The organism is Frankia sp. AgB32 (assembly GCF_023243045.1).
GTDB lineage: Bacteria > Actinomycetota > Actinomycetes > Frankiales > Frankiaceae > Frankia.
Genome location: NZ_JALKFX010000039.1, coordinates 1 through 25,923, shown reverse-complemented (window position 1 = coordinate 25,923; position 25,923 = coordinate 1). Strand labels below are relative to the sequence as shown.

Below are 25,923 nucleotides of genomic sequence, written 5' to 3'. Positions count from 1 at the left end.
GCAGAATCTCAAACGTCTGTTCGAGCGTGTCCCATTTCCCGATCGGCGTCCGAGTGCGACAATCGACCAACAGTTCGATCGAACGGGAGTTCGGTGGCGTGGTCGCGACGAGCTGTTCGCCCCGGGAGGATGCCGTGGATCCCAGCTACACGACGCAGGTTGTCGATCTCGCCGCCGTCCGCGAGCGGGCCGGCCGGCGCGCCGCCGGCCAGTACTCCCGGGCCCTGGGTGCGAGCCGCCCGCGGTGCGCCGGGTCGGCCTGCTCGGCGTGTGTGGCCTGGTCCCGGTCGGCGGCGGCGCCGCGGGCGCGCTCCGGGCGCCGGCCGTCGCCGGATCATCCCGCCGGCCGAGCGACGGCGGGGCATCGGCGGCCGGCGGTGCTTCCCGAGCCCGGGGGCCGTCCGGTGGCGCGGGAGCGTCGCGCGGCGCGGCGGGAGCCGCCGCTGCGCCTGACCCGGCGCGGCCGCGTGGTCGTCGTCGCGGTCGCAGCGCTGGTCGCCGCCGTCCTGTCGATGGTGGCGGTGCCGCGCGCCTCGCTGGCGTGGGCGAGCGACCCGCCGCGCGGGCACCTGGTCGTGGCCGGGGAGAGTCTGTGGGAGGTCGCGGTCGCGCTGGATCCCGACGCCGACACGCGTGTGGTGGTGGACCGGCTGATGCGCATCAACCACCTGCCCGCTCCGGACGTCACCCCCGGTCAGTTCCTGTTGTTGGACTAGCCGGCCCGGCGATCGGTCTGGTCGGAGTACCCCCGATGGCCCGGACACGGTCGGTCTCCACCGGCCGGCCCCGGTGGTCGCCGTGGTCACGCGCCGGCATCCGGGCTGTGCGGACGGCCGAGCGGTCTCGCGCACGGTCGCCGCTTCCCCGCGCACCGATGTCCTCATGTGGCACGCGAGGGGTCGGTCTCCCCATCAATGGTGTTGTGCGCTAAGTTGGACACAACATCTGGTGCCTATCGGGGTGTACGTCGACCACTGGTTGATACCCACTGGTTGATACCAAGGTCGGCGACGAGGTTGGCGACGAGCACAGGGGACCCGGCGGTGATCCGCGCCGGTTCGGATGAGGAGGCGAAACGTGCGGTGCCCGTTCTGCCGGCATCCGGACAGTCGCGTCGTCGACAGCCGGGAGGCCGAGGAAGGTTCGGCGATCCGGCGGCGGCGTTCGTGCCTGTCGTGCGGTCGCCGGTTCACCACGATGGAGGAGGCGTCGCTGCGGGTGCTCAAGCGCAGCGGCGTGGCCGAGCCGTTCAGCCGGGCGAAGGTGATCGCGGGCGTGCGCAAGGCCTGCCAGGGCCGGCCGGTGCGCGACGACGATCTCGCTCTGCTGGCCCAGCGGGTTGAGGACGCGGTGCGGTCCGCCGGTTCCGCGGAGATTCCCGCGGAAGCGATCGGCCGGGCGATCCTCGGTCCGCTCCGCGAACTCGACGAGGTCGCGTATTTGCGGTTCGCCTCGGTGTACCTGGCCTTCGAGTCTCTGAGTGACTTCGAGACGGCCATCGCCGCGCTACGGACAGAGACGGCTGGCGCCCGCCGGGATGACGATCCGGCCGAGCGGGCCGGGCCCGGCGGTGCGGGAGACCGTGGCCGTCGCGGTGGTTCGAACTATCTGAACATCGTCGAGAGCGGCACCGGCCGCGATCATCCGGCCGCGGGGGAGTACGAGGTCGTCGAGGCGCTCGGCGCGCCCGTCGACACCTAGGCCGAACGGTACGGATCAGGCGACCGGCACCGCGGAACGCGGTGGGGACGCCGGGCCGAGAACCGCCCATCCGAACGACACCTGCCCGGTCGGCGTGCCCTCCTGATCACAGGACGGCCTGTCCCTGCCGACGGGTGTGGAATCCGCGCGACCCGGCACGCCACGGGCCGCCGTCCGCGCCTGCCGTGTATCGGCGTCGGGCGGGCATGTCCCAGAGTGCGCCGGCGTACACCGACCAGAACCGAAGACACGACGAGGAGCGTCATGACCGAAAGTCGCGGCACCAAGGCGGGCAGGTCTGCGGCCAGGACGGGCGGGCTGAAGATCCGCCGCTCGCGCACCACCGCCGGTGTCCACCCGTACGACGAGGTCACCTGGGAGACCAGGGACGTCGTCATGACCAACTGGCGGGACGGCTCGGTCAACTTCGAGCAGCGCGGGGTGGAGTTTCCCGACTTCTGGTCGGTCAACGCGTCGAACATCGTCACGAGCAAGTACTTCCGCGGGGCGCCCGGCAGCTCCGCCCGCGAGTCGTCGCTGCGTCAGCTCATCGACCGCGTCGTGCTCACCTACACGAAGGCTGGCCGCGAGCACCACTACTTCGCGACCGACGCCGACGCCGAGGCCTTCGAGCACGAGCTGACCTGGATGCTGCTCCACCAGGTCTTCAGCTTCAACTCCCCGGTCTGGTTCAACGTCGGAACCGCCGCGCCGCAGCAGGTGTCCGCCTGCCAGCCGTACGACGCCCTCGTCAGCACGCCGGATGGCCTGGTGCCGATCGGCAGTCTGGTGGAGGCGGACGCGGTGGGAGCCAAGGTCCATGACGCCCACGGGCTGACCAGGATCGTGGCCACCAAGTCCAATGGCGTGAAGGACGTGCTCCGGGTCTGGACGAAGGCCGGCCACGCTCTCGACGTCACCGCCGACCACCTTGTCTGGCGATGCTCGGGCAAGGGAAGCGGAGCCTTCGTCGCGGCCGGCGATCTGCGCCCCGGCGACCGGCTCGAATGGCATCGCGTGCACGCTCCCGGCGAGCGCGAGATCACCTCGCGGGAGATCTCCGAGGCCGCGCTGGCGGGTTGGCTGCAGGCGGACGGCTTCGTCGGTCAGTACACCGGGACGAATCGCTCGCTGACCATCGAGGCGATGACGGTCACCGAGGCCGAGCGGGTCTGGGTGACGGCCGCGGTGGACGCGGTTCTGCCCGACGTGCACCGGCACGAGAGGTGGGTGACGACGCAGGACTCGGCTCTCGACTGCCGTCGCCTGCGGCTGTACGGCACTGCGCTCGAATCCTTCGCCGAGGCCTGGGGGCTGCGGTCCCGCGGTGTCGACATGACGGTGCCCGCGCGCCTGTTCGACGCCCCGTTGCCCGTGGTGGCCGCGTACCTGCGCAGCCTGTTCCAGGCCGACGGGTACGTGAGCCCCCAGGAACGCTCCACCCTGGTCGGGCTCGACATGATCAGCGAGCAGTTGATGCGCGGAGTCCAGGCGCTGCTGACGCGGTTCGGCATCTTCTCCCGCGTGCGCCGCAAGGCCGAGCCCCACGCCAACCGGCACGACCTGTGGAGCCTCGGTATCCAGAACCTGGGCGACCGGCGGATCTTCGCCGACGAGATCGGCTTCATCGATCCGGCGAAGGCGGCGAAGCTGGAGGCATCGTTCGACCAGCCTGGCCGCCCAGCCAAGGCGGTGAAGGAGCTGGAGATCGCCCGGGTCGAGCCGCGCGGGCCGATGCCGGTCTACGACATCCAGACCGAGAGCGGGGAGTACCTCTCCGGCGGTCTGCGGGTGCACAACTGCTTCATCCTCGCCGTCAACGACACGATGGAGTCGATTCTCAACTGGTATCGGGAAGAGGGGCTGATCTTCAAGGGTGGGTCGGGGGCGGGGCTGAACCTGTCCCGCATCCGCTCCTCGAAGGAGCTGCTGTCCTCCGGTGGCACCGCGTCGGGCCCGGTGAGCTTCATGCGCGGCGCCGACGCGTCGGCGGGCACGATCAAGTCGGGCGGGGCGACCCGGCGGGCCGCGAAGATGGTCGTCCTCGACGTCGACCACCCGGACATCGTCGAGTTCGTCGAGACGAAGGCCCGGGAAGAGGAGAAGATCCGGGCGCTGCGCGACGCCGGCTTCGACATGGACCTCGGCGGCCGCGACATCGCGTCCGTGCAGTACCAGAACGCCAACAACTCGGTCCGGGTCACGGACGAGTTCATGCGGGCGGTCGTCGACGGCCGCGAGTTCGATCTGCGCGCCCGCCTCGACGGCCGCACCATCGAGACGATCGACGCCAAGGGCCTGTTCCGCACGATCGCCGAGGCGGCCTGGGCGTGCGCCGATCCGGGCATCCAGTACGACGGTACGATCAACGACTGGCACACCTGCCCGGAGAGCGGCCGGATCAGTGCCTCCAACCCGTGCAGCGAGTACGTGCACCTGGACAACTCCAGCTGCAACCTGGCGTCGCTGAACCTGCTGAAGTTCCTGCGCGCGGACATGACCTTCGACGCGGAGGCGTTCGTCTCCGCCGTCGAACTGATCATCACCGCGATGGACATCTCGATCTGCTTCGCGGACTTCCCGACCCCGGAGATCACCCGGGTCACCCGCGCCTACCGGCAGCTCGGCATCGGTTACGCCAACCTCGGCGCTCTGCTGATGGCCAGCGGGCGGGCCTACGACTCCGAGGGCGGGCGCGCCCTCGCCGCAGCCATCACCTCGCTGATGAACGCCACCGCCTACCGGCGTTCGGCGGAGCTCGCCGGGATCGTCGGCGCCTACGAGGGCTTCGCCCGCAACGCCGACCCGCACCGCCGGGTCGTGCGCAAGCACGCCGCCGCGAGCGACGCGGTCCGCAGCGAGCACGCCGAGGACGCGCGGCTGCTCGCCATCGCGTCGAAGGAGTGGGCGCGCGCGCAGACCGTCGGCGACAAGCACGGCTTCCGTAACGCGCAGGTCAGCCTGCTCGCCCCGACCGGCACCATCGGCCTGGCGATGGACTGCGACACCACCGGCATCGAGCCGGACCTCGCCCTGGTCAAGATGAAGAAGCTGGTCGGCGGCGCCAGCATGCGGATCGTCAACCAGACGGTGCCGGCTGCCCTGCGCACGCTCGGCTATGCCGAGGAGACCATCGAGGCGATCGTCGAGTACATCGCCGAGCACGGTCACGTCGTCGACGCCCCCGGCCTGCGCCTGGAGCACTACGAGGTGTTCGACTGCGCCATCGGTGAGCGGGCCATCGCCCCGATGGGCCACGTGCGGATGATGGCCGCGGTGCAGCCGTTCCTGTCCGGCGCGATCTCGAAGACGGTCAACATGCCCGCGACGGCGACCGTCGAGGACGTCGAGGAGATCTACCTCGCCGGCTGGCAGCTCGGCCTGAAGGCGTTGGCCATCTACCGGGACAACTGCAAGGTCGGCCAGCCCCTCACCGACGTCAAGGGCGCGAAGCAGGCGGCGGACGCGCGTGCCGCGGCGGCGCTGCCCGCGCCGGTCGCCGTCGCCGCACCGCCGGCCCCCGAGGTGGAGTACCGGCCCGTTCGCCGCCGGCTGCCGAAGACCCGTCCGTCCCAGACGGTGTCGTTCGCCGTCGGCGGCGCGGAGGGCTACCTGACCGCCGGCTCCTACCCGGACGACGGCCTCGGCGAGGTCTTCATCAAGATGTCGAAGCAGGGTTCCACCCTGGCCGGCGTGATGGACGCCTTCGCCATCGCCATCTCCATCGGCCTGCAGTACGGCGTCCCGCTCGAGGCGTACGTCAGCAAGTTCATCAACATGCGCTTCGAACCGGCCGGGATGACCGACGACCCGGACGTCCGGATCGCGCAGTCGATCATGGACTACCTGTTCCGCCGTCTCGCGCTGGACTACCTCGACGCCGACCACCGGGCCGAGCTCGGCATCTCCACCGCCGCCGAGCGGACCCGCGGCGTCGCCAGCCAGTACGGCGGCGCCCCGGCCGGCGAGGCGGCACCCGCGGGTGCCACCGGGGTCGGCGACTCCGGCGCGGTGACCGCGCCGGCGGTGGCGCAGGGGCTGGTGGTGACGTCGAGTAGCGCCGCGGACGGCGGTTCGGTGACTGCCGCCAGCAACGGGGTCGCGAGTGATCATGGGCCTGAGTTCGTCGCCCGTGAGCTGCGCCTGGCTGCCGCCGGCGAGTCGCTGATCGCCCAGACGGTCGTCGACGCCCCGCTCTGCTTCACCTGCGGCGTGACGATGCGCCCGGCGGGTAGCTGCTACGTCTGCGAGCAGTGCGGATCGACCAGCGGCTGCAGCTGACCTGCTCCGACCGGTGGGGTTTCCGGGCGGGTGTGGGTCGTCCCCACGCCCGCCCGGCCGGCGCGGCGATCGTGCGGCTAACGGTTTCCGGCGAGCAGGTCGATGAGCAGGGCCGCGGTCCAGGAGAAGCGGTTGCTGCCGGCGCCGGAGCCGTCGAGCGGGGAGTAGTACTCGTACATGGCGCCGGAGGCGGCGATCACGTCGATGGTGTTGCTACGCAGGTTGTCGGCGGCGTCGAGCCGACCGTAACGTTCCAGGCCGTCCGCGATCAGCCAGTTCATGTTCACCCACACCGGGCCCTGCCAGTAGCAGCGCGGCAGGAAACTCGGATCGTCCACCGGGACGCTCGCCACGCCGAAGCGGGACCAGTACCGCGGTGAGGCGAGCCGCTTGGCCATCTCGTCGACGTTCTCCTCCGGCACGACCCCGGCATACAGCGGCAGCAGACCCGCGATGGTCTCGTGGCGCAGCAGGGTCCGGGTCCGGAAGTCGCGGCTGTAGTACACGCCGTCGACGGCGAGCTCGGCGATCGCCTCCCGCGTCCGGCGCATCGACCGGGCCAGCCGGGCGGGAACGACCGCGCCGATCTCGGCGGCGATGGCGGTCAGGTGCTCGTTGGCCCGGATGAGGATCGCGTTGAACGCGACGTCCTGCACGAGCGGGACGATGGTCCGGCGAATCTCGCGGAAGTTGTAGTGGGCCCGGCGCAGCTCGCGCACGATCCGGTACAGCGTGAACAGGTCGCCGGAGGTGAGCCGCTCGTCCGGCGGGACCTCCTTGGAATCGCGCCGCAGCGCGTCCAGCGCGTCGTCGCCGTTCAACCGGCGCAGTACCCGCACGCCCAGCGGCGCGACCGGTCTGGTGATCTCCATCCAGGTCGGGGTGTTGTCCATCCCGGACTCCCAGGAATGCACCAGGGAGACAAGGCCCTCGTCGTCCGGGTCCCGCTCGTCGTACAGCCACTGGTGAAAGCGCAGCAGCCCGGGGTAGAGCCGGCGGTAGAAGCCGCCGCGGGCCGAGCTGGACATCATCGTGCCAATCCGGACAGCCGCCTCGGCGATCATCGGTGGCTGGGTGACGCCGGTGCTCTGGACGCCGCCGGCGGTCGCGGTCACCCGGTCGCAACGCCAGCGCTGCGGGCCGGCGTGGTAGAAGTCCGTGGTCTCAGCGAAGATCACGTGCGGGATCATGCCGTTCGGCCACTGACCGCGCAGCAGCGAGAGGATCTCGGCTGCGGCCCGCTCGGTGTCGAGGTGGCGCAGCCCGATGGCGATGAAGCAGGAGTCCCACAGCCACTGGTGTGGATACAGCGTCGGCGAGGGCCGGGTGATGTCGCCTAGATCGTTGCCGCGCAGCACGGAGACCGCGGTCTCGCGCAACTTCGCCAGCTCTGCCGGGACGCTGGGGACGGACATCGTGTGAGAGTAGCCGTCACACCCCGTGGCCACTGGTAGGCCTACGCCGGTGTGGCCTGCCTAACGCGGGTTCGGTCGACGTCCGTGGGGTGGGCTGACGCGTAGGGTGATCGGCAGGCGGGGCCCACGCCTGGCCCGTTCGTGGCGGCGGGTGGTGGGGCAGGCCGGTATTCGTGAGCGGTCGGTGTCGAACGGTGCCTCGGGTCGCTCCGCCGGGGTCGCGGCCCGGGTACCGCCGAACGGGGGTGACCGACACCTCTCGGCACTTCCCTGGGTGGGACCCGGCCCGATGGCGGCGGTGGGCGGGAAATGTGGCGCGGACGGCAGCCCGGCGAGAATGGCTCACGTATTGTGTGTAGATCGCTACCTAGAGGTGAGCTTCGGGCCCCGTGAAGGCTCTCTGGCCACGCGAGAAGGTCAAGATAGTTCGCTGAACACGCCACACGACGGGATCTGACGGGTAGTCTTCGCGACAGCGAGTTCAGCGGCTCGAGGGTCGGGGTCTACACTGCCGGTAGGCCCGGCGATCGCTGATGTCCGGGTGCGCCTGCACGGGGAATGGTTCCGCAACATCGTTCGTTGCCTCCCATGTGCACGGAAACAGACGTCCCACCCGCACCGACCATCGGACTTGCCACTGATGACGCTGCCTGCCCTGGAACTTGCCGAGCGTGCCGACGAGAACCGCCCGCGTAGCCCGCGGCGCACTCGCCGGACCGCTGCAACTGTCCGCTCCGCCTCCAGCCGCTCCCTGGCCGCGGTGGCTGATGACATCGACGAACTCGATGTGAGTGCCGTCGCCGACGTCATCGCTCGCGGCCGCGAGGCCGGCGAGATCAGCCGCTCCGAGCTGCGGGACGCGCTCGAGGCCGCCGACATCGGCCTCGAGCTGCTGCCCGCCCTCATCGCGCGGCTGAACTCCGCCGGTGTCGAACTCCTCGAAGAGGAGGGCGAGCCGGCCGACGAGGTCACCGCCGCCACCCGTTCCACCGCCGAACACGCCGGCACCGCCGACCTCGTGCGCATGTACCTGCGCGAGATCGGCAAGGTGCCGCTGCTCAACGCCGCCCAGGAGGTCGAGCTCTCCAAGCGCGTCGAGGCCGGTCTGTTCGCCGAGCACAAGCTCGAGTCCGCCGACCTGCCCGTCGAGCTGCGCCGCGACCTCGGTCTGCTCGTCAGGGACGGGCACGCCGCCAAGCAGCAGCTCGTCTCGGCGAACCTGCGCCTGGTCGTCTCGGTGGCGAAGAAGTACAGCGGCCGCGGGATGACTCTGCTGGACCTGGTCCAGGAGGGGAACCTCGGTCTCATCCGCGCGGTCGAGAAGTTCGACTACGCCAAGGGATACAAGTTCTCCACCTACGCGACCTGGTGGATCCGTCAGGCCATCGGCCGGGCGCTGGCCGACCAGGCGCGGACCATCCGTATCCCGGTCCACGTGGTCGAGCAGATCAACAAGATCACGCGGCTGCAGCGCCAGCTGGTCTCCACGCTCGGTCGCGAACCGACCGACGAGGAGCTCGCGCTCGAGCTGGACATGCCGATCGAGCAGGTCGTCGAACTGCGTCGCTACGCGCAGGACACGGTGAGCCTGGAGACCTCCGTCGGCGACGACGGTGACTCCGTGCTCGGCGACTTCATCGAGGACTCGGACGCGACCTCCCCTGCGGACGCCGCCTCGTACGGCGCGATGCAGGACGAGATCGACAACGTCCTCGGTGGTCTGAACCCGCGGGAGCGCGAGGTAATGCGGCTGCGGTTCGGTCTCGCCGACGGCAAGCAGCACACTCTCGCCGAGGTGGGCAACCGCCTCGGGCTCACCCGGGAGCGGATCCGTCAGATCGAGCGGGACACGCTGCGCGAGCTGCGCAAGCCCGCCGTGGCCGGCCGGCTGCGAGAGTTTCTGGACTGACCCTGGCCAGTTCGGCCCCGCCCACGTGGCGGGCGCACGTCAGGTCAGGGGTGGCACCCAGATGAGCACGCGGGACCGCGCCGCCCCGCGGGGGGGGGGCCCGCCCCCCCCGGCCCCCCCCCCCCGCCCCCGCCCCCCCCCCCCCGCGCGCCGCGCCCGGGGCCGGGGGGGCCGCGGCCGGCGGCCGGGTGATCGATGAAAGCCGGATCTTCGCTGAGCGCGGCGAAGATCCGGCTTTGCTGTCTCCGGGACCAGGTTTCTGGCCGGTCAGGGGACGTCCGCGGCGGCCCGGGCGCGCTCGGCGATGGCCACGAAAGCCAGCAGGGCCTGCGGGTTGGCGACGGCGTCGAGGCTCGCGACGTCGGTCAGCGTCGCCCCGCCGAGCAGCCGCTTGATCGGAACCTCCAGCTTCTTGCCGGTATGTGTCCGCGGGACGTCGGTGATCTCGATGATCTGGTCGGGCACATGCCGCGGGCTCAACCGCTCCCGCAGGAGGTCCCGGATCCGCCCGTCGAGCTCGTCGGTGAGCCCGGGCCTGGCGAGCACCACGAACAGCAGCAGCCCGCCGCCGCCCGGCGCGTCGGAGGTGTCCACGGCCACACTGTCGACGATCTCCGGCTGTTCGTCGACGACGGCGTAGAGCTCGGCCGTCCCGATCCGCACGCCGGACCGGTTCAACGTCGCGTCCGAGCGCCCCTCGATCACCACCGCCCCCGTCGCGGTGATCTGGACCCAGTCGCCGTGACGCCAGCGGCCCGGGTAGGCCGCGAAGTAGCTCTCGCGCAGCCGGGCGCCGTCCCGGTCACCCCACAGGTACAGCGGCATGGACGGCATCGGAGCGGTCACGACGAGTTCACCGACCTCGTCGACGAGCTCATTGCCGTCGGCGTCGACGGCGGCCACGGCGGCGCCCAGCCCGCGCGAGGAGATCTCGCCGGCCCGCACGGGCAGCGTCGGCAGACCGGCGGCGAGCGCCGTGCAGACCTCGGTCCCGCCGCTGATCGACGAGAGCATCGCCTGCGGGCTGACCGCGTCGTACACCCAGGCGTAGGCCGACGCGGACAACGGCGACCCGGTCGACCCGATCGTCCGCAGCAGGGACAGGTCGGCGTCCTCGCGGGGCACGAGCCCGGCGTCGCGGCAGGCGTGCAGATAGGCCGCGGAGGTGCCGAGGCAGGTCAGCTCCAGCGCCTCCGACAGGCCGAAGAGCGCCCCCAGCGTCGGGTAGCCGGGGGCACCGTCGTAGAGCACCACCGTCGAACCGACCAGCAGCCCGGAGACCAGGTAGTTCCACATCATCCAGCCGGTCGTGGTGAACCAGCAGTATCGGTCGTCGGGGCCCAGGTCGAGGTGCAGCGCGAGAGCCTTGAGGTGCTCCAGCAGGATGCCGCCGTGACCGTGCACGATCGGTTTCGGCGGGCCGGTGGTGCCCGACGAGTAGAGGATCCACAGCGGTGCGTCGAAGGCGACCCGGGTGAACTCCAGCTCGGGCTCGGCGGCACCGGGCGCGGGCGTCATCAGCTCGTCCCAGGTGAGCAGGTTCGCGACGCCGGCCTGGCGGCCGCGGGCGAAGGCGTCGGCGGACAGGTACGGCACGATCACGGTTGCGGCGAGCTCGGGCAGCCCCGCGGCCAGCGCGGACAGCGCGTCGAGGCTGTCGAAGGTGCGGCCGCCGTAGCTGTAGCCGTCGACGCCGAGCAGCACCGTCGGCGCCACCTGGGTGATGCGGGCCGCGAGCGCCGCCGCGCCGAGCTCCGGCGAACAGGACGACCACACCGCGCCGATGCTCGCCGTCGCGAGCATCGCCACCAGGGCGTGGATCGTGTTCGGCAGTACGGCGCAGACCCGGTCGCCCTCGGTCACGCCCAGGCCGCGCAGGCCGGCTGCGGCCAATGCGACCTGGCGGCGCAGCTCGTCCCAGGAGACGACGGCGGCGGCGCCGTCCTCCCGTACCGCGATCACCGCGGCGGCCGGGCCGCGCCGGCTCAGCGCGTTCTCGGCGTAGTTCACCCGCGCGCCGGGGAACCACACCGCCCCCGGCATCGTGGCGTCGGCGAGGGCGGGGCCGGGGCCGCGATCGCCCTCGATGGCGCAGAAGTCCCAGATCGACTCCCAGAAGCCGCCGAGGTCGGTCACCGACCACCGCCACAGTGCCCCGTCGTCCGCGAGGTCGACGCCGCGCTCCGCGGCCAGCCACTCGCGGTAGTTCGTCACCGCGGCCTGGGCGACCCGCTGGGCGCTCGGCTCCCACAATAGGGTGCCGGGGGCCACCGCCGCCCGGCCGGGCCCCGCCGGGCCGCCGTCGCCTGCGGGCGCCGGATCGACTGGTTCCGTTCCGTCTGCTGCCACGGGCAGTGACCCTAGGGCATTTCAGCTGGCCGAATGGCGAACTTGTACGCCCCGGCCGTCGTGAAGTCGGAGTTCGCGGCTGCCCACAGCCGCCCGTTCGGGCTACCGTCGAGACGTGACAGCGTCGGAGCAGGGGCCCTCGAGCGCCCACACGGGCCGGCCGGGAGGGCCCGCCGTGCCGGCGCGGGCGGACGCGGCGCTCGCCGACCCGCCGGTGCTGGCCGACCCGGGTGGACCGGCCGAGCCCACGGTGCTCGCGTGGGACCCGTCGATGGCCCGCTACGACTTCGGCCCCCAGCACCCGCTGCACCCGGTGCGCCTCGAGCTGACGATGGACCTCGCGACGCGCCTCGGCGTGCTGGATGCCCCCGGCCTGCGGGTCGTCGCGCCGACGCTGGCCGCCGACGAGCTGATCGAGCTCGTCCACGACCCGGTCTACCTCAGCGTGGTGCGGGCCGCGTCCGATCCGGCCAGGGCCCGGCTGGCGGCCATGTTCGGTCTCGGTACCTCGGACAACCCGGTCTTCGACCGGATGCACGAGGCCGCCGCGCTGATCACCGGCGGGACGATCGACGCGGCCAGCGCCGTGTGGTCGGGGCCGCCGCGCCACGCCGTGTCGATCGCCGGCGGGCTGCACCACGCGATGGCGAACCGGGCCAGCGGCTTCTGCGTCTACAACGATCCGGCGGTCGCGATCGCCTGGCTGCTCGCCGCGGGCGCGCGGCGCGTCGCCTACGTGGATGTCGACGTCCATCACGGCGACGGTGTGCAGGCCGCCTTCTACGACGACCCGCGGGTGCTGACGATCTCGCTGCACCAGACGGGCCGCACCCTGTTCCCCGGCACGGGCTTCGCCGACGAGGTCGGCGGCGAGGCGGCGCCCGGCAGCTCGGTCAACGTGGCCCTGCCGGCGCGCACCGGCGACGCCGGCTGGCTGCGGGCGTTCTCCGGGGTCGTCCCGGTGCTGCTGCGGGAGTTCCGCCCGCAGGTGCTCGTCACCCAGCACGGCTGCGACACCCACGCGCTGGACCCGCTGGCCGATCTGGCGTTGTCCGTCGACGGGCAGCGGGCGTCCTACGAGGCGTTGCACGAGCTGTCCCACGAACTGTGTGAGGGGCGCTGGCTGGCCTGCGGCGGAGGCGGCTACGCGCTGGACGCGGTGGTGCCCCGGGCGTGGACGCAGCTGCTGGCGATCGCCGCCCACCACCCGCTCGAGCCCGCTACCGAGCTGCCGGCCGACTGGCGCGCGAACGCGCCCCGCCAGGTGCTCACCGCGACGGGGCATCCCTCCGTCGGTGCCGTGGTCGGCATCTCCCGCACGCTCGGTGACGGAGTGGGCGTGCGCTACCGGCCGTGGGACGCCGGCGAGGGTGATCCCGACAGCCCGCTCGACCAGGCGGTCGCCGCGACCCGGCGGGCGGTTTTCCCGCTGCGCGGTCTGGACCCCATCGTGGACAGGTGACCGACGTTCCGGTGCCCTCCGCCGACCCAGCCCCGTCCGCCGATCAGCCTCCGACCGCCGATCAGACACCCCCTGCCGATCAGCCCCCGCCCGTCGATCCGGTGCCCGTCGCCTATCCGGCGCAGTGGGAGGCCGACGTCGTCCTGACGGACGGCGGCACGGCGCACATCCGGCCGATCCTGCCGACCGACGGACCGTTGCTGCGGGTTTTCTGGACGCGGCTGTCCGTCCAGACGATCTACTTTCGGTTCTTCGCCGCGCGCCGGGCGCTCTCCGACGCCGACGTGCACCGGATGACCGTGGTGGACCAGTTCCGACGCGGCGCCCTCGTCGCCGTGATCGGCGACGACCTGGTGGCGGTGGCCCACTGGGAGGGCACGGCGGAGCGTCCCGCGCAGGCCGAGGTGGCCTTCCTGGTCGAGGATGCGCAGCAGGGCCGCGGGCTGGGCTCGATCCTGCTGGAGCATCTCGCCGCGGCGGCCTGGGACCGCGGGATCCGCCGGTTCGACGCCGACGTGCTCGGCGAGAACAGGCAGATGATCCGGGTCTTCCTGGAGGCCGGGTACACCGTCTCGCGGGCCTGGGACTCCGGCGCGGTGCGCCTGTCCTTCGAGATCACCCCGACGGACCGGTCCGTCGGGGTGATGCGGGCGCGGGAGCATCGGGCGGAGGCCGCGTCCATCGGCCGGCTGCTGCATCCCCGGGCGGTCGCCGTGATCGGCGCCGGCCGGTCGGCCTCGTCCGTGGGCAACGCGGTGCTGCGCCACCTGCTCGCCGGTGGTTTCGACGGGCCGGTGTACCCGGTGAACCCGGCGGCGGCGGCCGTCGGCACCGCGGTGGCCTCCATCCGTGCGTACGCGAGCATCGAGGACGTGCCCCGACCGGTGGACCTCGCCGTGGTGTGCGTGGCGCCGGCGGAGATGCCGGCGGTGGTCGCGGCGTCCGGCCGGGCCGGGGTGTGGGGACTGGTGGTGGTCACCGACCAGCGGGACGATCCCGCCGACGAGGCGCTGGCGGCCGAGGCCCGCGCGGACGGCATGCGGGTCGTCGGCCCGGCCAGCATGGGCGTGCAGAACCCCAAGGTAGGGCTGAACGCGTCGATGGTGCCGTGGATGCCGCCCGCGGGCCGGATCGGGTGCTATTCGCAGTCCGGCCCGTTCGGCGGGGCGATCCTGGAGGCCGCCTCCCGGCGCCAGGTCGGCCTGTCGGTGTTCGTCTCCGCCGGGGACCGGGCCGACATCAGTGGCAACGACCTGCTCCAGTACTGGGAGGAGGACGCCGAGACCGACGCGGTGATCATGCACCTGGAGTCGTTCGGCAACCCTCGCAAGTTCGCCCGGCTGGCGCGCCGCGTCGGCCGGCGCAAACCGGTCGTGACGGTCTACTCCGGTCGTTCCGCGCTGGACGACGCGCTGCTGCGCCAGGCCGGGGTGATCGGCGTCGACCGGATCTCCCAGGCGTTCGACGTGGCCCTGCTGTTGACCTCCCAGCCGCTTCCGGCCGGCGACCGGGTCGCGATCGTCGGAGACTCCCGAGCGCTGGTCCGGCTCACCGCGCGCGCCGCCGAATCGGCCGGACTCGCGGTCGAGGAGGTCCTGCTGCCCGCGACCAGCAGCGCCGGCGCCTTCTCGGCGGCGGTCCTGGCCGCCGCGGACCGCGCCGACGCGGTGATCGTGACGGTCGCCCGGCTGCCGATCCTGACGCCGGGGGAGGCCACGGCCGGTGTCGCAGCGGCGGCCCAGCGGGTCGACGTGCCGATCCTGGCGTCCCTACAGGGCGTGGAGCCGCCGGTCGACCTCGTCGGCATACCGACGTACCCGTCACCAGAGGCGGCGGTCTCGGCGCTGCGCCGCGTCGTCGGCTACGCGCAGTGGCGCGCCGAACCGACCGGGACGGTGCCGGCCCTGATCGTGCGGACCGAGGACGCCCGGGCCCTCGCCGGCGGCGGCTCCGGCCCGCTGCCCGCGGACCAGGCCGCCGCGCTGCTGGACTGCTATGGCATCACCGTGGCGCCGGCGTCGGCGGTGACCTCGGCACAGGACGCGGTCGAGGTCGCCGGGCGGCTCGGCTATCCGGTGGCCCTGAAGGTGAGCTCCGCCGCCTACCGGCATCGGCCGGACCTGCGCGGCCAACGCCTGGACCTGCCGGACGCGGCGGCCGTACGGGCGGCGTGGGCGTCCCTGCGCGACCAGGTCGGGCCTGATCTGCCGATCGCCGTGCAGCGGATGGCGCCGGCCGGAGTCTCGGTGGTCGTCGGCTCCGCCGAGCACACGAGGTATGGCCCGCTGGTGTCCTTTGGTCTGTCCGGTCCGGCAACGGAGCTGCTGGGTGACCAGGTGCACCACATCCTGCCGCTCACCGACGTGGACGCGGCCCGGTTGGTCCGGTCGATCCGGGCGGCGCCGCTGCTGCTCGGCTACCACGGGTCCCGTCCGGTGGACGTCGCGGCGCTGGAGGATCTGCTGCTGCGGGTGGGGCGGTTGGCCGACGACCTGCCCGAGGTGGTTCATCTCACTCTTGACCCGGTCGTCGTCTCGGCCGGTCGGGTGACCGTCCTGTCCGCGGAGGTGGTCACCGGCCGGTCCGCGCCCCGGGCCGACGCCGGTCCGCGCCGGTTCTGGGCCGTTGCGCCGCATGAGGAGGCGGCGGCGGTCCGGGGCGGTTCTGCACAACATGGTCACACCGGCCACAATCGTCTCCCATGACCTCGCCGCACTCCGGGCAGCCACCCGTCTGGCCTGCATCCGGCCCCTATGGGGCGCCGCAGTTCGATTCCGCGGGGCCCGTTCGGGCCACGGGTGCCCCGGCTACGGGGACACCCGTTCAGGCGGCGTTGGCGCCGAGGTCCGGCGCCGAGCCGGAGCGGGGTGCCGGCCGGGACGTGCCCGTGCTGCCTCCGGGCTGGCCGATGGTGCCGCGGCCGGAGAACGGGTCACCCTCGGATCCGTCCCGGGACGTGATCGACGGGTTCGGGCCCCGCCGGCTTCCCCCGGACGGCCTGCCGGTCCCGGGCACCCAGACCAACCAGGGCACCGGCCCGGGATTCGGGTCCGGGTTGGGCCGCGGCTCCGCGGCGGCGAGTGGCGCGACCGGCGTCGACCCCGGCCTCGCCACCTACGCGCTGCTCGACGCGCTGTTCGCCCAGGCTCCGGTCGGGCTCGCGCTGCTGGACCGCTCCGGGCGGTTCGTGCGGGTCAACGACACGCTGGCCCGGCTCGACCGTCGGGCCGCCCGGGATCACCTGGGACGGACGGTGAGCGAGGTCCTCGGCGACACCGGCCAGGAACTGGACGCTCTGCTGGGCCGGGTGCTGCACACCGGCGAACCGATGATCGACCTTGAGATCGGGGTCGCGGGTCCTGCCGGCGCACCGGCGCGTGCCTGGCTCGCGAGCTGGTTCCCGGTGACCGACCCGCAGCTCGGCCCGGTCGGGGTCGCCTTCGTCGCGTTGGACGTCACCGGCATGCAGGTCGCCGAACGGGAGCGGATGCGGGCCGAGGGCCGCTACCGCGCGCTGGTCGACGCGGCTGGCAGCGACGTCTTCCACGCGACCGCGGACGGCAGCCTCGACGTCGACCTGCCCGGGTGGCGCACGGTGACCGGTCAGCCGGCCGGCGAACTCGCCGGCGCCGGCTGGCTCGCCGGTGTGCATCCCGACGACCGGGATCAGGTCGCCCGCCTGTGGCGCGGCGCGCTGGAGCACGGCGCTCCGTTCGACGCCGAGTTCCGGCTCTCCACCCCGACCGAGGGTTCCCCCCGGGTCGTCGGTGCCAGGGTCCTGCCCGTTCCCGCCACGGTGCCGGGGAACGGCGGTGAGGCCCGTCCCGCCGAGTGGTTGGGCGTGCTGCGCGACCTGAGCGCCGAGCGCGTGGCCGAGGCCGGCCGAACCGACGCCGAGCAGCGGGCCGACGCGGCGGATGCCCGCGCCATCGCGGCCGAGCAGCGGGCGGGTACGGCCGAGGAACGAGCCGGCGAGGCCGAGCAGCACGTCGACGAGGCGCGCCAGCGCGCCACCGCGGCCGAGCAACGGGCGGCCGAAGCCGAGGAACGAGCCGGCGAGACCGAGCAGCGCGCGCAGGCGGCGCAGCGGCGGGCTGAGGAGGCCGAGCAGCGCGTCGGGTCCTCCGCGGAGCAGGCGGCGTCGGCCGATGCGCGCGTGCAGGCGGCCGTGGACCGGGCCGAGGCGGCGGACCAGCGGGCCGAGGCAGCGGTGGACAGGGCCGAGGCGGCCGACCGGCGGGCCGAGGAGGCGGTGGACCGGGCCGAGGGGGCGGAGCGACGCGCGCAGACCGCGCAGCGCCAGGCGGAGCAGGCCGTCGAGCAGGCCGCGGCGGCCGACCAGCGCGCCGGTACCGCCGGTGAACAGACCGCGGCGGCCAGCCGGCGGGCCGCCGCCGCGGTGGAGCAGGCGGAGGCGGCGGACGCCCGCCTCGAGGCGGGCGGGCGGTTCTCGGTCGCGCTCGCGGCGGCGAGCACCGTCGACCAGGTGATCGCGGCAGTCCTCGACGTCGGCGGCCAGGCGGCCCGCGCGGTGGCCCGCGGGGTCGCGTTGGTCGACCCGGAACGGGACGAGCTGCGGTTTCTCCGCTCGGCCGGCGAGGCCGACGCCGAGACCTCGACCGAGCCGCCCGCCGGATCATGGCCGGATGTCGCGCTCGGCGCCGTGCATCCCGTCGCCGAGGTGGTGCGCGGCGGCCGGGCCCTGTTCCTGTCCGATCGGCGCGAACTGCTCACCCGGTGGCCGGTGGCCGGGCTCGCCGACGCCGTCGCCGCGGCGGGCGAGCAGGCGTGGGCGATGCTGCCGCTCGTCGCCGCCGACGGGGCGGCCTTCGGCGTGGTGACCTTCGGCTTCCCGGCGGCGCGCCCGTTTCCGCCCGCGGACCGGGCGCACCTCACCGGCGTTGCCGCGGCCGCCGCGCGCGCCATCGAGCGGGCCCGTGGCCACGACCGGCTGCTGGCGGATGCCGCCGAGGGGGTCCAGGCCCGAACGGCCGCACAGGCCGAGCGCGCGGCCCGCGAGACCGCCGATCACCGGCTGGACCTGTTGACCCGGGTCACCACCACCGTGAGCGCCGCCGACGATCCACGGCAGGCGCTGCGCGCGTTCGCGGACCTGCTCGTCACCGAGATCGCCGATGTCTGCGCGGTGCACCTGGTGTCCGCGGGACCGGCTACCCGGGCCGCCGTCGGCGAGCATGCCGCGTCCGGCGACGGTGCCCCCGCCGGCGAACCGGCCGCCCCCGCGGCGGACCCCGCTGCCGCCGCGGAGGCGGCGCCCCGCCTGGTCCCGTTCGCGGTCGTGACCGCGCCGACCCTCAGCACCGCGCCGACCCTCGGCGACGCGGCACCGGCGGCGGCGTGGAGCGCGGCGGCGGCCACGCCCACCAGCCCGCTGCGCGCGACCGCGGCGGACGGCCAGGGCCGGCTCCTCGTCCACCCGGACGGCGATGGGGACCTGCCCGCCGACCTCGCCCGCTGGCTCCGCCAGCTCGGCGCGCACACGACCGCCGTGCTTCCGGTGTGGGGCGCCGGCGGGATCGCGGCCGTCGTCAGCCTCACCGCCGCGCGCGACCGAGCCCCGTTCACCACCGCGGAACTGGAGTATCTGGGCGAACTCGCGGCGCGCGCCGGGGTGGCATGCATCCGCCTCGACCGCGACCGAGCCGTCCACGGGGACGTCGCCGAGCTGCACGAGACGTTGCGCGGGGCGCCCCCCGCCGCGCCGAGCGGACTCCAGGTCGCGACCCGCTACCTGCCCGCGGGCGACGACGGCGACGCCGGCGGCGAGTGGTCCGACGTGATCGATCTGGGCGCCGGCCGGTTCGCGCTGGTGATCGGTGAGGCGCGGGGACGGGGCGTGGCGGCGGCGGCGGCGATGGGCCAGCTCCGCGCCGCCGTCCGCGTGTGTGCCCGGCTCGACCTGCCGCCCGGCGAGGTGCTCGCGCTGCTCGATGGCATCGTCGCGGACCTGCCGGGCGAACAGGTCGCCACCTGCATCTACGCGATCGCCGAGATCGACACGGGCGTCCTGACGCTGGCCAGTGCCGGACATCCGCCGCCGCTGGTCATCGCGCCCGACGGCCTGGTGTCGCGGCTCTACATGGCGGTCGGCTCCCCGCTCGGTGTCGCCCGCGCCGATCTGACCGGACCGGCCGACGCCACGGAGTACACCGTCCGGCTGGGCCAGGGATATCTCATCGCGCTGTTCACCGACGGCCTGGTCCGCGGCGGCGGCCGGGCGGCCGACGCCGGGGTGTCCGACCTCGCGGCGGTGCTGGCTCGCGGCGACGGTCCGCGGGCGGACCTCGACGCGCTGGTGACCGCGGCCTGCGTCGGTCTCGGCCGGGACGGCGAGCCGGCATCGGAGGACACCGCCGTGGCGCTGCTGTTCGCCCGGCTGCCTGGTGAGGCGGTGGCCGGCCAGAGCCTTCTCGACGTCACCGTCGACGGGGCGGAGGGGCTGCGGGCGGTCCGGGCGCAGGGCCGCCTCGCCCTGGAGAACCAGGGCGGCCTGCCCGGGGACGTCGTCGACTCCGTCGTGCTGGTCCTGTCCGAGCTGACCAGCAACGCCCTGCGGCACGGCCGGCCGACGTGCTCGGTGCGCCTGCGCCGGTTCGGTGACCGGGCTGTCGTCGAGGTCGCCGACGGTGGCGGCCGGCTGCCGCGGCGCCGGCTGGCCGCGCCGGAGGACGAGGCCGGGCGCGGGCTCGACCTGGTGTCGCGGATCGCGGCGCGGCACGGCGTCAGGATGATCGTCGAGGGCAAGGTCGTCTGGGCGGAGATCGATCTCGTGGCCCGGCCCGACGGCCCGAGCGGGCCATGAGGCCAGTGGCCGACCGGCGGGCGCCGGGCCGAGGGCCAGGTGAGACGGGTTCGGTGGCCGTCCCGGCAAGTGTGGCGGTGTCGGAATCGTCCTGACGGCATCGGCGGGATGCGGTTCGCGTAACGTGAGCCCCATGCCGGACGCGGTGCTGCGCCTCGACAAGGTCAATGTCGTGCGCGACGGGTCATTCCTGTTGCGCGACGTGAGCTGGGAGATCCTTCCCGGCCAACGCTGGGTCGTCCTCGGCCCCAACGGCGCTGGCAAGACGACCCTGCTGCAGGTGGCCTCCGGTCGCCTGTTCCCCACCGCCGGCGGCGTCGACCTGTTCGGCCACCGGCTGGGCACGGTGAACATCCTCGACCTGCGTTACCGGGTCGGTGTGGTCAGCCCCGTGCTCGTCGAGTCGCCCCCGCCGGACGAGCGTGTCCTCGATGCGGTCGTCACCGCGGGGTGGTCGGTGCTCGGCCGCGGCGACGAGCCGTACGACGACGTCGATCTCGCCCGCGCGGCCGGCCTGCTGGCCCAGTTCGGCTGCCGTGAGCTGGGCGACCGGCGGTTCGGGACCCTGTCCGAAGGTGAGCGCAAGCGGGTGCTGATCGCCCGCTCGTTGATGACCGATCCCGAGCTGCTGCTGTTGGACGAGCCCGCCTCAGGGCTCGACCTCGGCGCCCGCGAGGCGCTGCTGCGCCGCCTGACCCGGTTCGCGGCTGACCCGCTGGCACCCGTCAGCGTCCTGGTCAGCCACCATGTCGAGGAGATCCCGGTCGGGATGACGCACGCCTTGCTGGTGCGCCGCGGGCAGGTGCGTGCGGCCGGCCCGGTGGCGGAGGTGCTCACCGCCGCGAGCCTGTCCGACTGCTTCGGAATCCCGCTCGAGATCAGCGTGGCGGCGGGCCGCTACAGCGCCCGCCTCGCGGCCGGGCCGCCCCCGAGACGGCCGGTTTCCGTCGGAGTCTGACGCGGCGGGGTCTGACGCGGCCGGAGCCTGCCGCCGGGGTACCACCCGATCGGCCGCCAGGCGGATCGGCGGCCGGTCGCCGGGCCGGTGCCTCGTGCCCCGCCGGTAAGGCGGTGTGCACGGGCGTTCCCGTCCGCCTCCTCGGCGCGGCGAGGCGTCGCGACGCGATCGGCGGGCGCATCCAGGCGGGTGTGTCCCTGCGTCGGGTGCCGGGATCGGCGGCGTTCACACGGCGGCCCGATGCCCACGTCCCTGACCGCGCCGGTGCGCGGCCCGATTCCGGGACGGGCCTTGCCCGTCAGGTGTGGATCGCACACCGCCCGGGGTCGCCGCCGGGGCCGCACCCCGCACGCTCCTGAACGCGGCTGGGAGGCGCTGAACCGGCCGGGCCCGGGGGAGCCCCCGGTGCCTGGGTCGCGGGCCGGCGAACCGGTGCCTGGGCGCGTTTCGCGGGGATGGCGGACGCGGGTGCGGCCGGCCGGCGGAACCACGGCGGCTCCGGCCGGTTTCGGTGGGCCGCGGTGCGCCCCAGAAAGCCCGAGAAGGCGTCGATCGGTGGCCCTGAAGGTAAATTTGCTCCGTCGACGTTCCACGGCCGGCACGCGCCTTGCGGTCAGCCCGGAACGGTGGCCCGTCCCAACCGCTGCGGGTTCACCGGGACCGGGCGCGCGCCGCCCGCGCCGGGGTCTTTCCGGCACCCGGCGCCCACCGCGTTGCGGAGGTTGGACGCTCAGCCGCCCAGGCACTCCCGTAGCCAGCGCGCACCGCGGGTGTCGGCGCCGAGGGCACGTACCCGTTCGGCGAGCGCGCGGTCCGAAGTGATCACCAGCGGGCCCGGGCCGGCTTCCGCGGCGGCCGCAACAATGGCGTCGTCGCCGTGGCCCGGTGCGTGCATGACGACGACCGTGGGCGGCCGACCCGGGGGCGCATCGGTGGCGGGAGGCGGCGCCATGCCGACCTCGCCGGCCGGGATCCCCGACCGGGCGGCACCCTCAAGAACGACCACGATCCGCGCGGGCAATTCTCCCTGTCCTGACTGGGCGGGATCGGACTTGGCGGCGGCGGTCCACGCCGCGATTTCGGCGACCAGACGCCTGGCCGCACCCGGACGGTCACGCCACCAGCCGTCGGCGCGGGCGCCAATCACGTTGGCACCGTCCACCACCCACGTCCGTGGGTACTCATCCGTGCGCCGAACCTTAGGGGCGGCGCCGGAATCAGGCGTACTCATCCGCCACCACGATCCCCATTGGCATTCGTACCGGTCGGTTCCGCTCGCGGCACGAGCGCCCCAAAGCACCCACCGGCTGATGGTGGCCGATTGCCTGGCAATCGTCCGCGGAGTCGGTAGACGAACACGATCGGTGTCCCAAGGTCAGTGGACATGGTCGCCGGGTGGCCGACGGCGGCCCAACTGTCCGCTTGCGGTCGGCGTTTCGGCTGGGAAGGTGTGATTCGCAGAACATGATCGCCCCCTATCATGCCGAGCTTGGAGGCCGTCTTTGGGTTCCGTACTCCGACCGCCACAGCGTCGCGCGTCTTCGTGTTCGTCGGCCCAAGCCGCGAGTCAGTCGAACCAGCCGCGACAGTTCCAGGTGTTCTCGTGGTAATACTAGACGCGTGAGTTCTGCGGTCCGCTGACCTGAAGGAGTGTGGCATGGCCCAGAAGACCATCGTCTCGTTGATTGACGATCTCAGTGGAGAAGAGGCTGACGAGACTGTCCGCTTCGGACTCGACGGTGCGCAGTATGAGATCGACCTGTCGGAGAAGAACGCGACGAAGTTGCGTGAGTCGCTGGCTCCGTTCGTGACCGCGGCCCGTCGTTCCGGCGGTCGTGCGGCGGGCGGGCGGCGCGGCGTGCGTACCCCTTCGCGGCGTACCGGCGGAACCGACCGCACCGCCGACATTCGTGAGTGGGCGCGCAGCAACGGTTACACGGTGAGTGACCGTGGCCGTATCGCCTCCAACATCGTTGAGGCGTACGACAAGGCCCACTAGTCCTGGCCTTGGCGACTTTCCTAGTCGAGGCTCGAAGCAGTGGACCATGTAGTACCTGGCGCGCCCGCGGTATTCGGCCGCGGGACGCGCGCCCCACTGGCCTGGGACCTGCTGGTCACGTTTTACCAGGGCGGGTTCCTGCCACACCGGTCGGGCCGGTGTGGCAGGAACGATTGACCCCGCCGACGCGGGCTGTCGCCGTCTCTGTTCGTTCCGTCAGTTCGGCAGATGCCGACCCATCCAGTTTTCGACGTCTTCCGGGGTTCGGGGAAGCGCTGCGGACAAGTTCCGCCATCCCTCCCTGGTGACCAGGATGTCGTCTTCTATCCGGACCCCGATGCCGCGTAGCTCCGGGGGAACGGTCAGATCGTCGCCCTGGAAGTACAGCCCGGGTTCCACGGTGAGCACCATGCCCGGCTCCAGTGCCGCGTCCCGGTAGGTCTCGTCCCGCGCCTGCGCACAGTCATGAACGTCCAGGCCCAGCATGTGCGACGTGGAATGCAGGGTGTACCGCCGGTGCAGACCCGCTCCCGGCGCTTGGGGATCAGTGGCGAGGGACGCTTCGGCGCCCTGCGGAAGCAGGCCCCAGTCGTCCAGCGCGGCGGCTATGACGCGCATTGCCGCGCGGTGCGGGTCCATGAAGGACGCTCCCGGCCGGACCGCTTCGATACCGGCCTGCTGGGCGCGTAGCACCACGTCGTAGACCTTTCGCTGCAGCTCGGTGAACCGGCCCGTGATCGGCAGGGTGCGGGTGACGTCGGCGGTGTAGAGCGACGGTCCCTCCACGCCCATGTCCAGCAGGGCCAGCTCCCCGGCGCGCACCGGCCCGTCGTCACGTACCCAGTGCAGGGTGGTGGCGTGGTGCCCGCAGGCGACGATGGAGCCATATCCGACGTCGTTGCCCTCGACTCTCGCCCGCCGCCAGAAGGTGCCTTCCAGCCACCGCTCCCCGTTGGGCAGCTCCATCGCGTGGCCGATTTCCCCTACGCACTCGGTGAAGCCGCGGGTCGTCGCCCCGACGGCCTCCTCCAACCGGGCGATCTCGAAGTCGTCCTTGAGCAGGCGCAGCTCGGAAAGTACCTGGGCGAGCCGTCGATCCCGATCCTCCGTCGATCCGGGATCTGACCAGCGCAGCACCGAGCGGTCGACCTGCGGATCGATTTCGCGCAGCACTCGGGTGTTTCCCGGCGCGAGCCGGGCCAGTCTGTTCGGAAGGTCGGTCAGCGGTCGGCACTCGATCTCCAGTGCCGACTGTGTCTCCCGAACCCCCGGGCGGGGGCCGACCCAGAGTTCCCCGTATCGACGGTCGGTATAGAACGCCGAGCTGGACCGGTCCGACCGGTCGGGGACGTACAGCGTCGCCGTGTGCTCCCCGGCCGCGTTGGGTAGCAGAACCAGCACTGCGTCAGGTTCATGACAACCTGTCAACCAGAAGAAGTCACTTCCCGGACGGAACGGATAATCCGTGTCGTTTGCCCGCACCCGCAGACCACCGCTGGGCACCACCAGGGCGTCGCCCGGGAAGCGGGAGCCCAACAAGGCGCGGCGTTTCGCCGTGTAGGGTGCGCAGTCATCGCGAGATGGCAGAGCGTTGTCAATCGGCGCCCAGCCGGTCGCCATAAACCGCCGGAACGCGGTCGGTGGTTCCTCATCGTGGTTGGCCTGGCCGGGTTCACGCCCGGAAGACGGCGTGGGATCCGGGTCGCGGTCAGTCGACCCGGTGGTGGACGCAACGGCCGAATCCGGACCTGTCCCGCCGGAATCCAACGTCGCGGCGGTGGGATCCGGCTGGCTCCGGACAACGTCCGCGCCGCCGGCCGGGATGGCGTTCTGGCCTTGCGCACCCGCGGTTGCCGCGGGTACCCCCGCGTTCGGCGCTCGGGGTGTGCTTTGGTCGGGCTGGGCACTCATACCGCTAACGGTAGGGCGGCCGGGCTTCGGCCGGTAGTGCCGCGCCGCCGGGATGCCGCTCCGGCAGCGCGGAACATCTTCTGTCCGGCCGCGCCGATATTTGCCGAAGCGGTGGTCGGGATGAGCGAGGTCGCCTTGCTCCTCGCCGCTCGCGGGCCGCGTTGGCAGAACGTGCGCGGCCTCATCGTGATCGGTGCGACCGCGGCGCGGAGTGACATCACGGTTGCCATCCGGCGGTAACCGTGAAGGTACATGTCGGCGGTCGGCCGTTAACAGGAGCGCGCGATCTGTTGTCGCGGATCTACACTATCTGCCGATTCGTAACTTTCTGTCGTCGCATGTTGACGACGGCTCTGTGTCCGGGAGATGGGTCGGCGCGGCATAGCCGCCACCGTTGGTCCGGATGCAGAAGGTGGTCCGGATGCAGAAGACCGGGCAGCGCGCAAACCGGGTGACCGAAATGTGATGTGTTCATGGGGGGCGGGTCGCCGCCCGCCCGGATCCCGGATGACGCGAAGTCCACTCGGCGGGCGAGTCGAGGCGTCACCGGTACTTGCGGGGGCGTCACCAGGAATATTCGCCGTGTTCACGGTCGCCTGGGCGCGGTGAATCCGCTGGTGCGTCCCGAAACGGCGGTCTGGCCGCGTCCCCGCCCGCCCGGCCAGCCGGGGCCGGGGCCGGTGCCGGGGGTGACCATGGCCTCACCGCGTCGCCGATCCGACAGTCGCCGGCAGCGGCGATGGTGTCGCTCGTCCGCGATGAATGAGAGGCTGTTCGGGAGTGTTCCGTTCGTCCGCCCACGACGGGCGTGACCGGCTCGGCGGGTGACGTGGCACAGGACACCGCCACCGGCGCGGACGCTCACCTCCCGGTGGAAGTAAGGAGGGGGAGGCTCCATGACCTGGCCGCCTGATCGGCCGGAACGGCACGGACCGCCCCCGGCGGATCGCGGTGGCCGCGGCGAGGGGTCGCCCGGCGCCCGGCGCGATCCCCGCCGCGGTGCGTCGCCGGAGAACTGGCCCGCGGGCCAGTGGCAGCGCCGCGATCCCGGCGCGCCGCCGGCGGGCGGCGCGGGGGGCGGGGCCCCCCGCGCCCCCCGCCCCCGCCCGCCGGGG

At 72.9% G+C, this 25,923-nt stretch carries 13 protein-coding genes and 1 pseudogene; 10 read left to right on the top strand and 4 right to left on the bottom strand.

Translation table 11 applies throughout. The annotated features are described in order from the left end of the window. Positions 1 to 134: 134 nt before the first annotated feature. The 3 genes from MXD60_RS29400 to MXD60_RS14025 all read left to right on the top strand — a co-directional run bounded on the left by MXD60_RS29400 (position 135) and on the right by MXD60_RS14025 (position 5,982). Entirely contained in the window at positions 135 to 716 is a 582-nt protein-coding gene (locus tag MXD60_RS29400; protein WP_248819496.1) for a LysM peptidoglycan-binding domain-containing protein, read from the top strand. 361 nt (positions 717 to 1,077) lie between these two features. Next, positions 1,078 to 1,701, top strand: coding sequence for a transcriptional regulator NrdR (gene nrdR, locus MXD60_RS14030; RefSeq protein ID WP_248819495.1), 624 nt, complete (start codon positions 1,078 to 1,080; stop codon positions 1,699 to 1,701). Positions 1,702 to 1,965: 264 nt separating this feature from the next. Further along, on the top strand, positions 1,966 to 5,982 hold the full coding sequence (locus MXD60_RS14025) for a vitamin B12-dependent ribonucleotide reductase (protein ID WP_248819494.1): 4,017 nt from the start codon (positions 1,966 to 1,968) through the stop codon (positions 5,980 to 5,982). Between the two features lie 77 nt (positions 5,983 to 6,059). Here MXD60_RS14025 and MXD60_RS14020 read toward each other — a convergent pair whose 3' ends face one another. After that, entirely contained in the window at positions 6,060 to 7,397 is a 1,338-nt protein-coding gene (locus MXD60_RS14020) for an amylo-alpha-1,6-glucosidase (RefSeq protein ID WP_248819493.1), read from the bottom strand. 640 nt (positions 7,398 to 8,037) lie between these two features. Here MXD60_RS14020 and MXD60_RS14015 point away from each other — a divergent pair. Continuing rightward, positions 8,038 to 9,306: an RNA polymerase sigma factor gene (locus MXD60_RS14015; RefSeq protein ID WP_248819492.1), complete on the top strand. Its 1,269-nt coding sequence runs from the start codon at positions 8,038 to 8,040 to the stop codon at positions 9,304 to 9,306. Positions 9,307 to 9,573: 267 nt separating this feature from the next. Here the strand turns inward: MXD60_RS14015 and MXD60_RS14010 are convergent, their stop codons facing one another. Beyond that, entirely contained in the window at positions 9,574 to 11,577 is a 2,004-nt protein-coding gene (locus MXD60_RS14010) for an acetoacetate--CoA ligase (protein WP_248819522.1), read from the bottom strand. Between the two features lie 292 nt (positions 11,578 to 11,869). Here MXD60_RS14010 and MXD60_RS14005 point away from each other — a divergent pair, with 292 nt between their 5' ends. From MXD60_RS14005 to MXD60_RS13990, 4 genes are all read left to right on the top strand, one after another. Beyond that, positions 11,870 to 13,117, top strand: coding sequence for an acetoin utilization protein AcuC (locus tag MXD60_RS14005; protein ID WP_248819521.1), 1,248 nt, complete (start codon positions 11,870 to 11,872; stop codon positions 13,115 to 13,117). A gap of 101 nt (positions 13,118 to 13,218) precedes the next feature. Next, positions 13,219 to 15,822: a bifunctional acetate--CoA ligase family protein/GNAT family N-acetyltransferase gene (locus MXD60_RS14000; RefSeq protein WP_248819520.1), complete on the top strand. Its 2,604-nt coding sequence runs from the start codon at positions 13,219 to 13,221 to the stop codon at positions 15,820 to 15,822. 128 nt (positions 15,823 to 15,950) lie between these two features. Beyond that, complete coding sequence (locus MXD60_RS13995; RefSeq protein WP_248819491.1) at positions 15,951 to 19,940, top strand: SpoIIE family protein phosphatase; 3,990 nt, start codon at positions 15,951 to 15,953, stop codon at positions 19,938 to 19,940. A 133-nt stretch (positions 19,941 to 20,073) separates the two neighbouring features. After that, entirely contained in the window at positions 20,074 to 20,898 is an 825-nt protein-coding gene (locus MXD60_RS13990; protein ID WP_248819519.1) for an ABC transporter ATP-binding protein, read from the top strand. 730 nt (positions 20,899 to 21,628) lie between these two features. Here MXD60_RS13990 and MXD60_RS13985 read toward each other — a convergent pair. Continuing rightward, positions 21,629 to 22,060, bottom strand: a complete 432-nt coding sequence (locus tag MXD60_RS13985) for a hypothetical protein (RefSeq protein WP_248819490.1) — start codon at positions 22,058 to 22,060, stop codon at positions 21,629 to 21,631. Between the two features lie 495 nt (positions 22,061 to 22,555). On the opposite strand from MXD60_RS13985, the gene MXD60_RS13980 reads away from it, so the two are divergent. Further along, complete coding sequence (locus tag MXD60_RS13980; RefSeq protein WP_248819489.1) at positions 22,556 to 22,897, top strand: histone-like nucleoid-structuring protein Lsr2; 342 nt, start codon at positions 22,556 to 22,558, stop codon at positions 22,895 to 22,897. A gap of 216 nt (positions 22,898 to 23,113) precedes the next feature. Here the strand turns inward: MXD60_RS13980 and MXD60_RS13975 are convergent, their stop codons facing one another. Continuing rightward, positions 23,114 to 24,517, bottom strand: coding sequence for an aminopeptidase P family protein (locus tag MXD60_RS13975; protein ID WP_248819488.1), 1,404 nt, complete (start codon positions 24,515 to 24,517; stop codon positions 23,114 to 23,116). Positions 24,518 to 25,704: 1,187 nt separating this feature from the next. Between MXD60_RS13975 and MXD60_RS13970 the strand changes: the two are divergent. Beyond that, positions 25,705 to 25,923 (top strand): annotated as a pseudogene (locus MXD60_RS13970) (hypothetical protein); the annotation flags it as partial.

What these genes read in the sequence shown, in the direction of transcription:
- MXD60_RS14025 (WP_248819494.1), top strand. Translation starts at nt 1,966, where the DNA reads ATGACCGAAAGTCGCGGCACCAAGGCGGGCAGGTCTGCGGCCAGGACG.
- MXD60_RS14020 (WP_248819493.1), bottom strand. Translation starts at nt 7,397, where the DNA reads ATGTCCGTCCCCAGCGTCCCGGCAGAGCTGGCGAAGTTGCGCGAGACC.
- MXD60_RS14015 (WP_248819492.1), top strand. Translation starts at nt 8,038, where the DNA reads ATGACGCTGCCTGCCCTGGAACTTGCCGAGCGTGCCGACGAGAACCGC.
- MXD60_RS13990 (WP_248819519.1), top strand. Translation starts at nt 20,074, where the DNA reads ATGCCGGACGCGGTGCTGCGCCTCGACAAGGTCAATGTCGTGCGCGAC.
- MXD60_RS13980 (WP_248819489.1), top strand. Translation starts at nt 22,556, where the DNA reads ATGGCCCAGAAGACCATCGTCTCGTTGATTGACGATCTCAGTGGAGAA.
- MXD60_RS13975 (WP_248819488.1), bottom strand. Translation starts at nt 24,517, where the DNA reads ATGGCGACCGGCTGGGCGCCGATTGACAACGCTCTGCCATCTCGCGAT.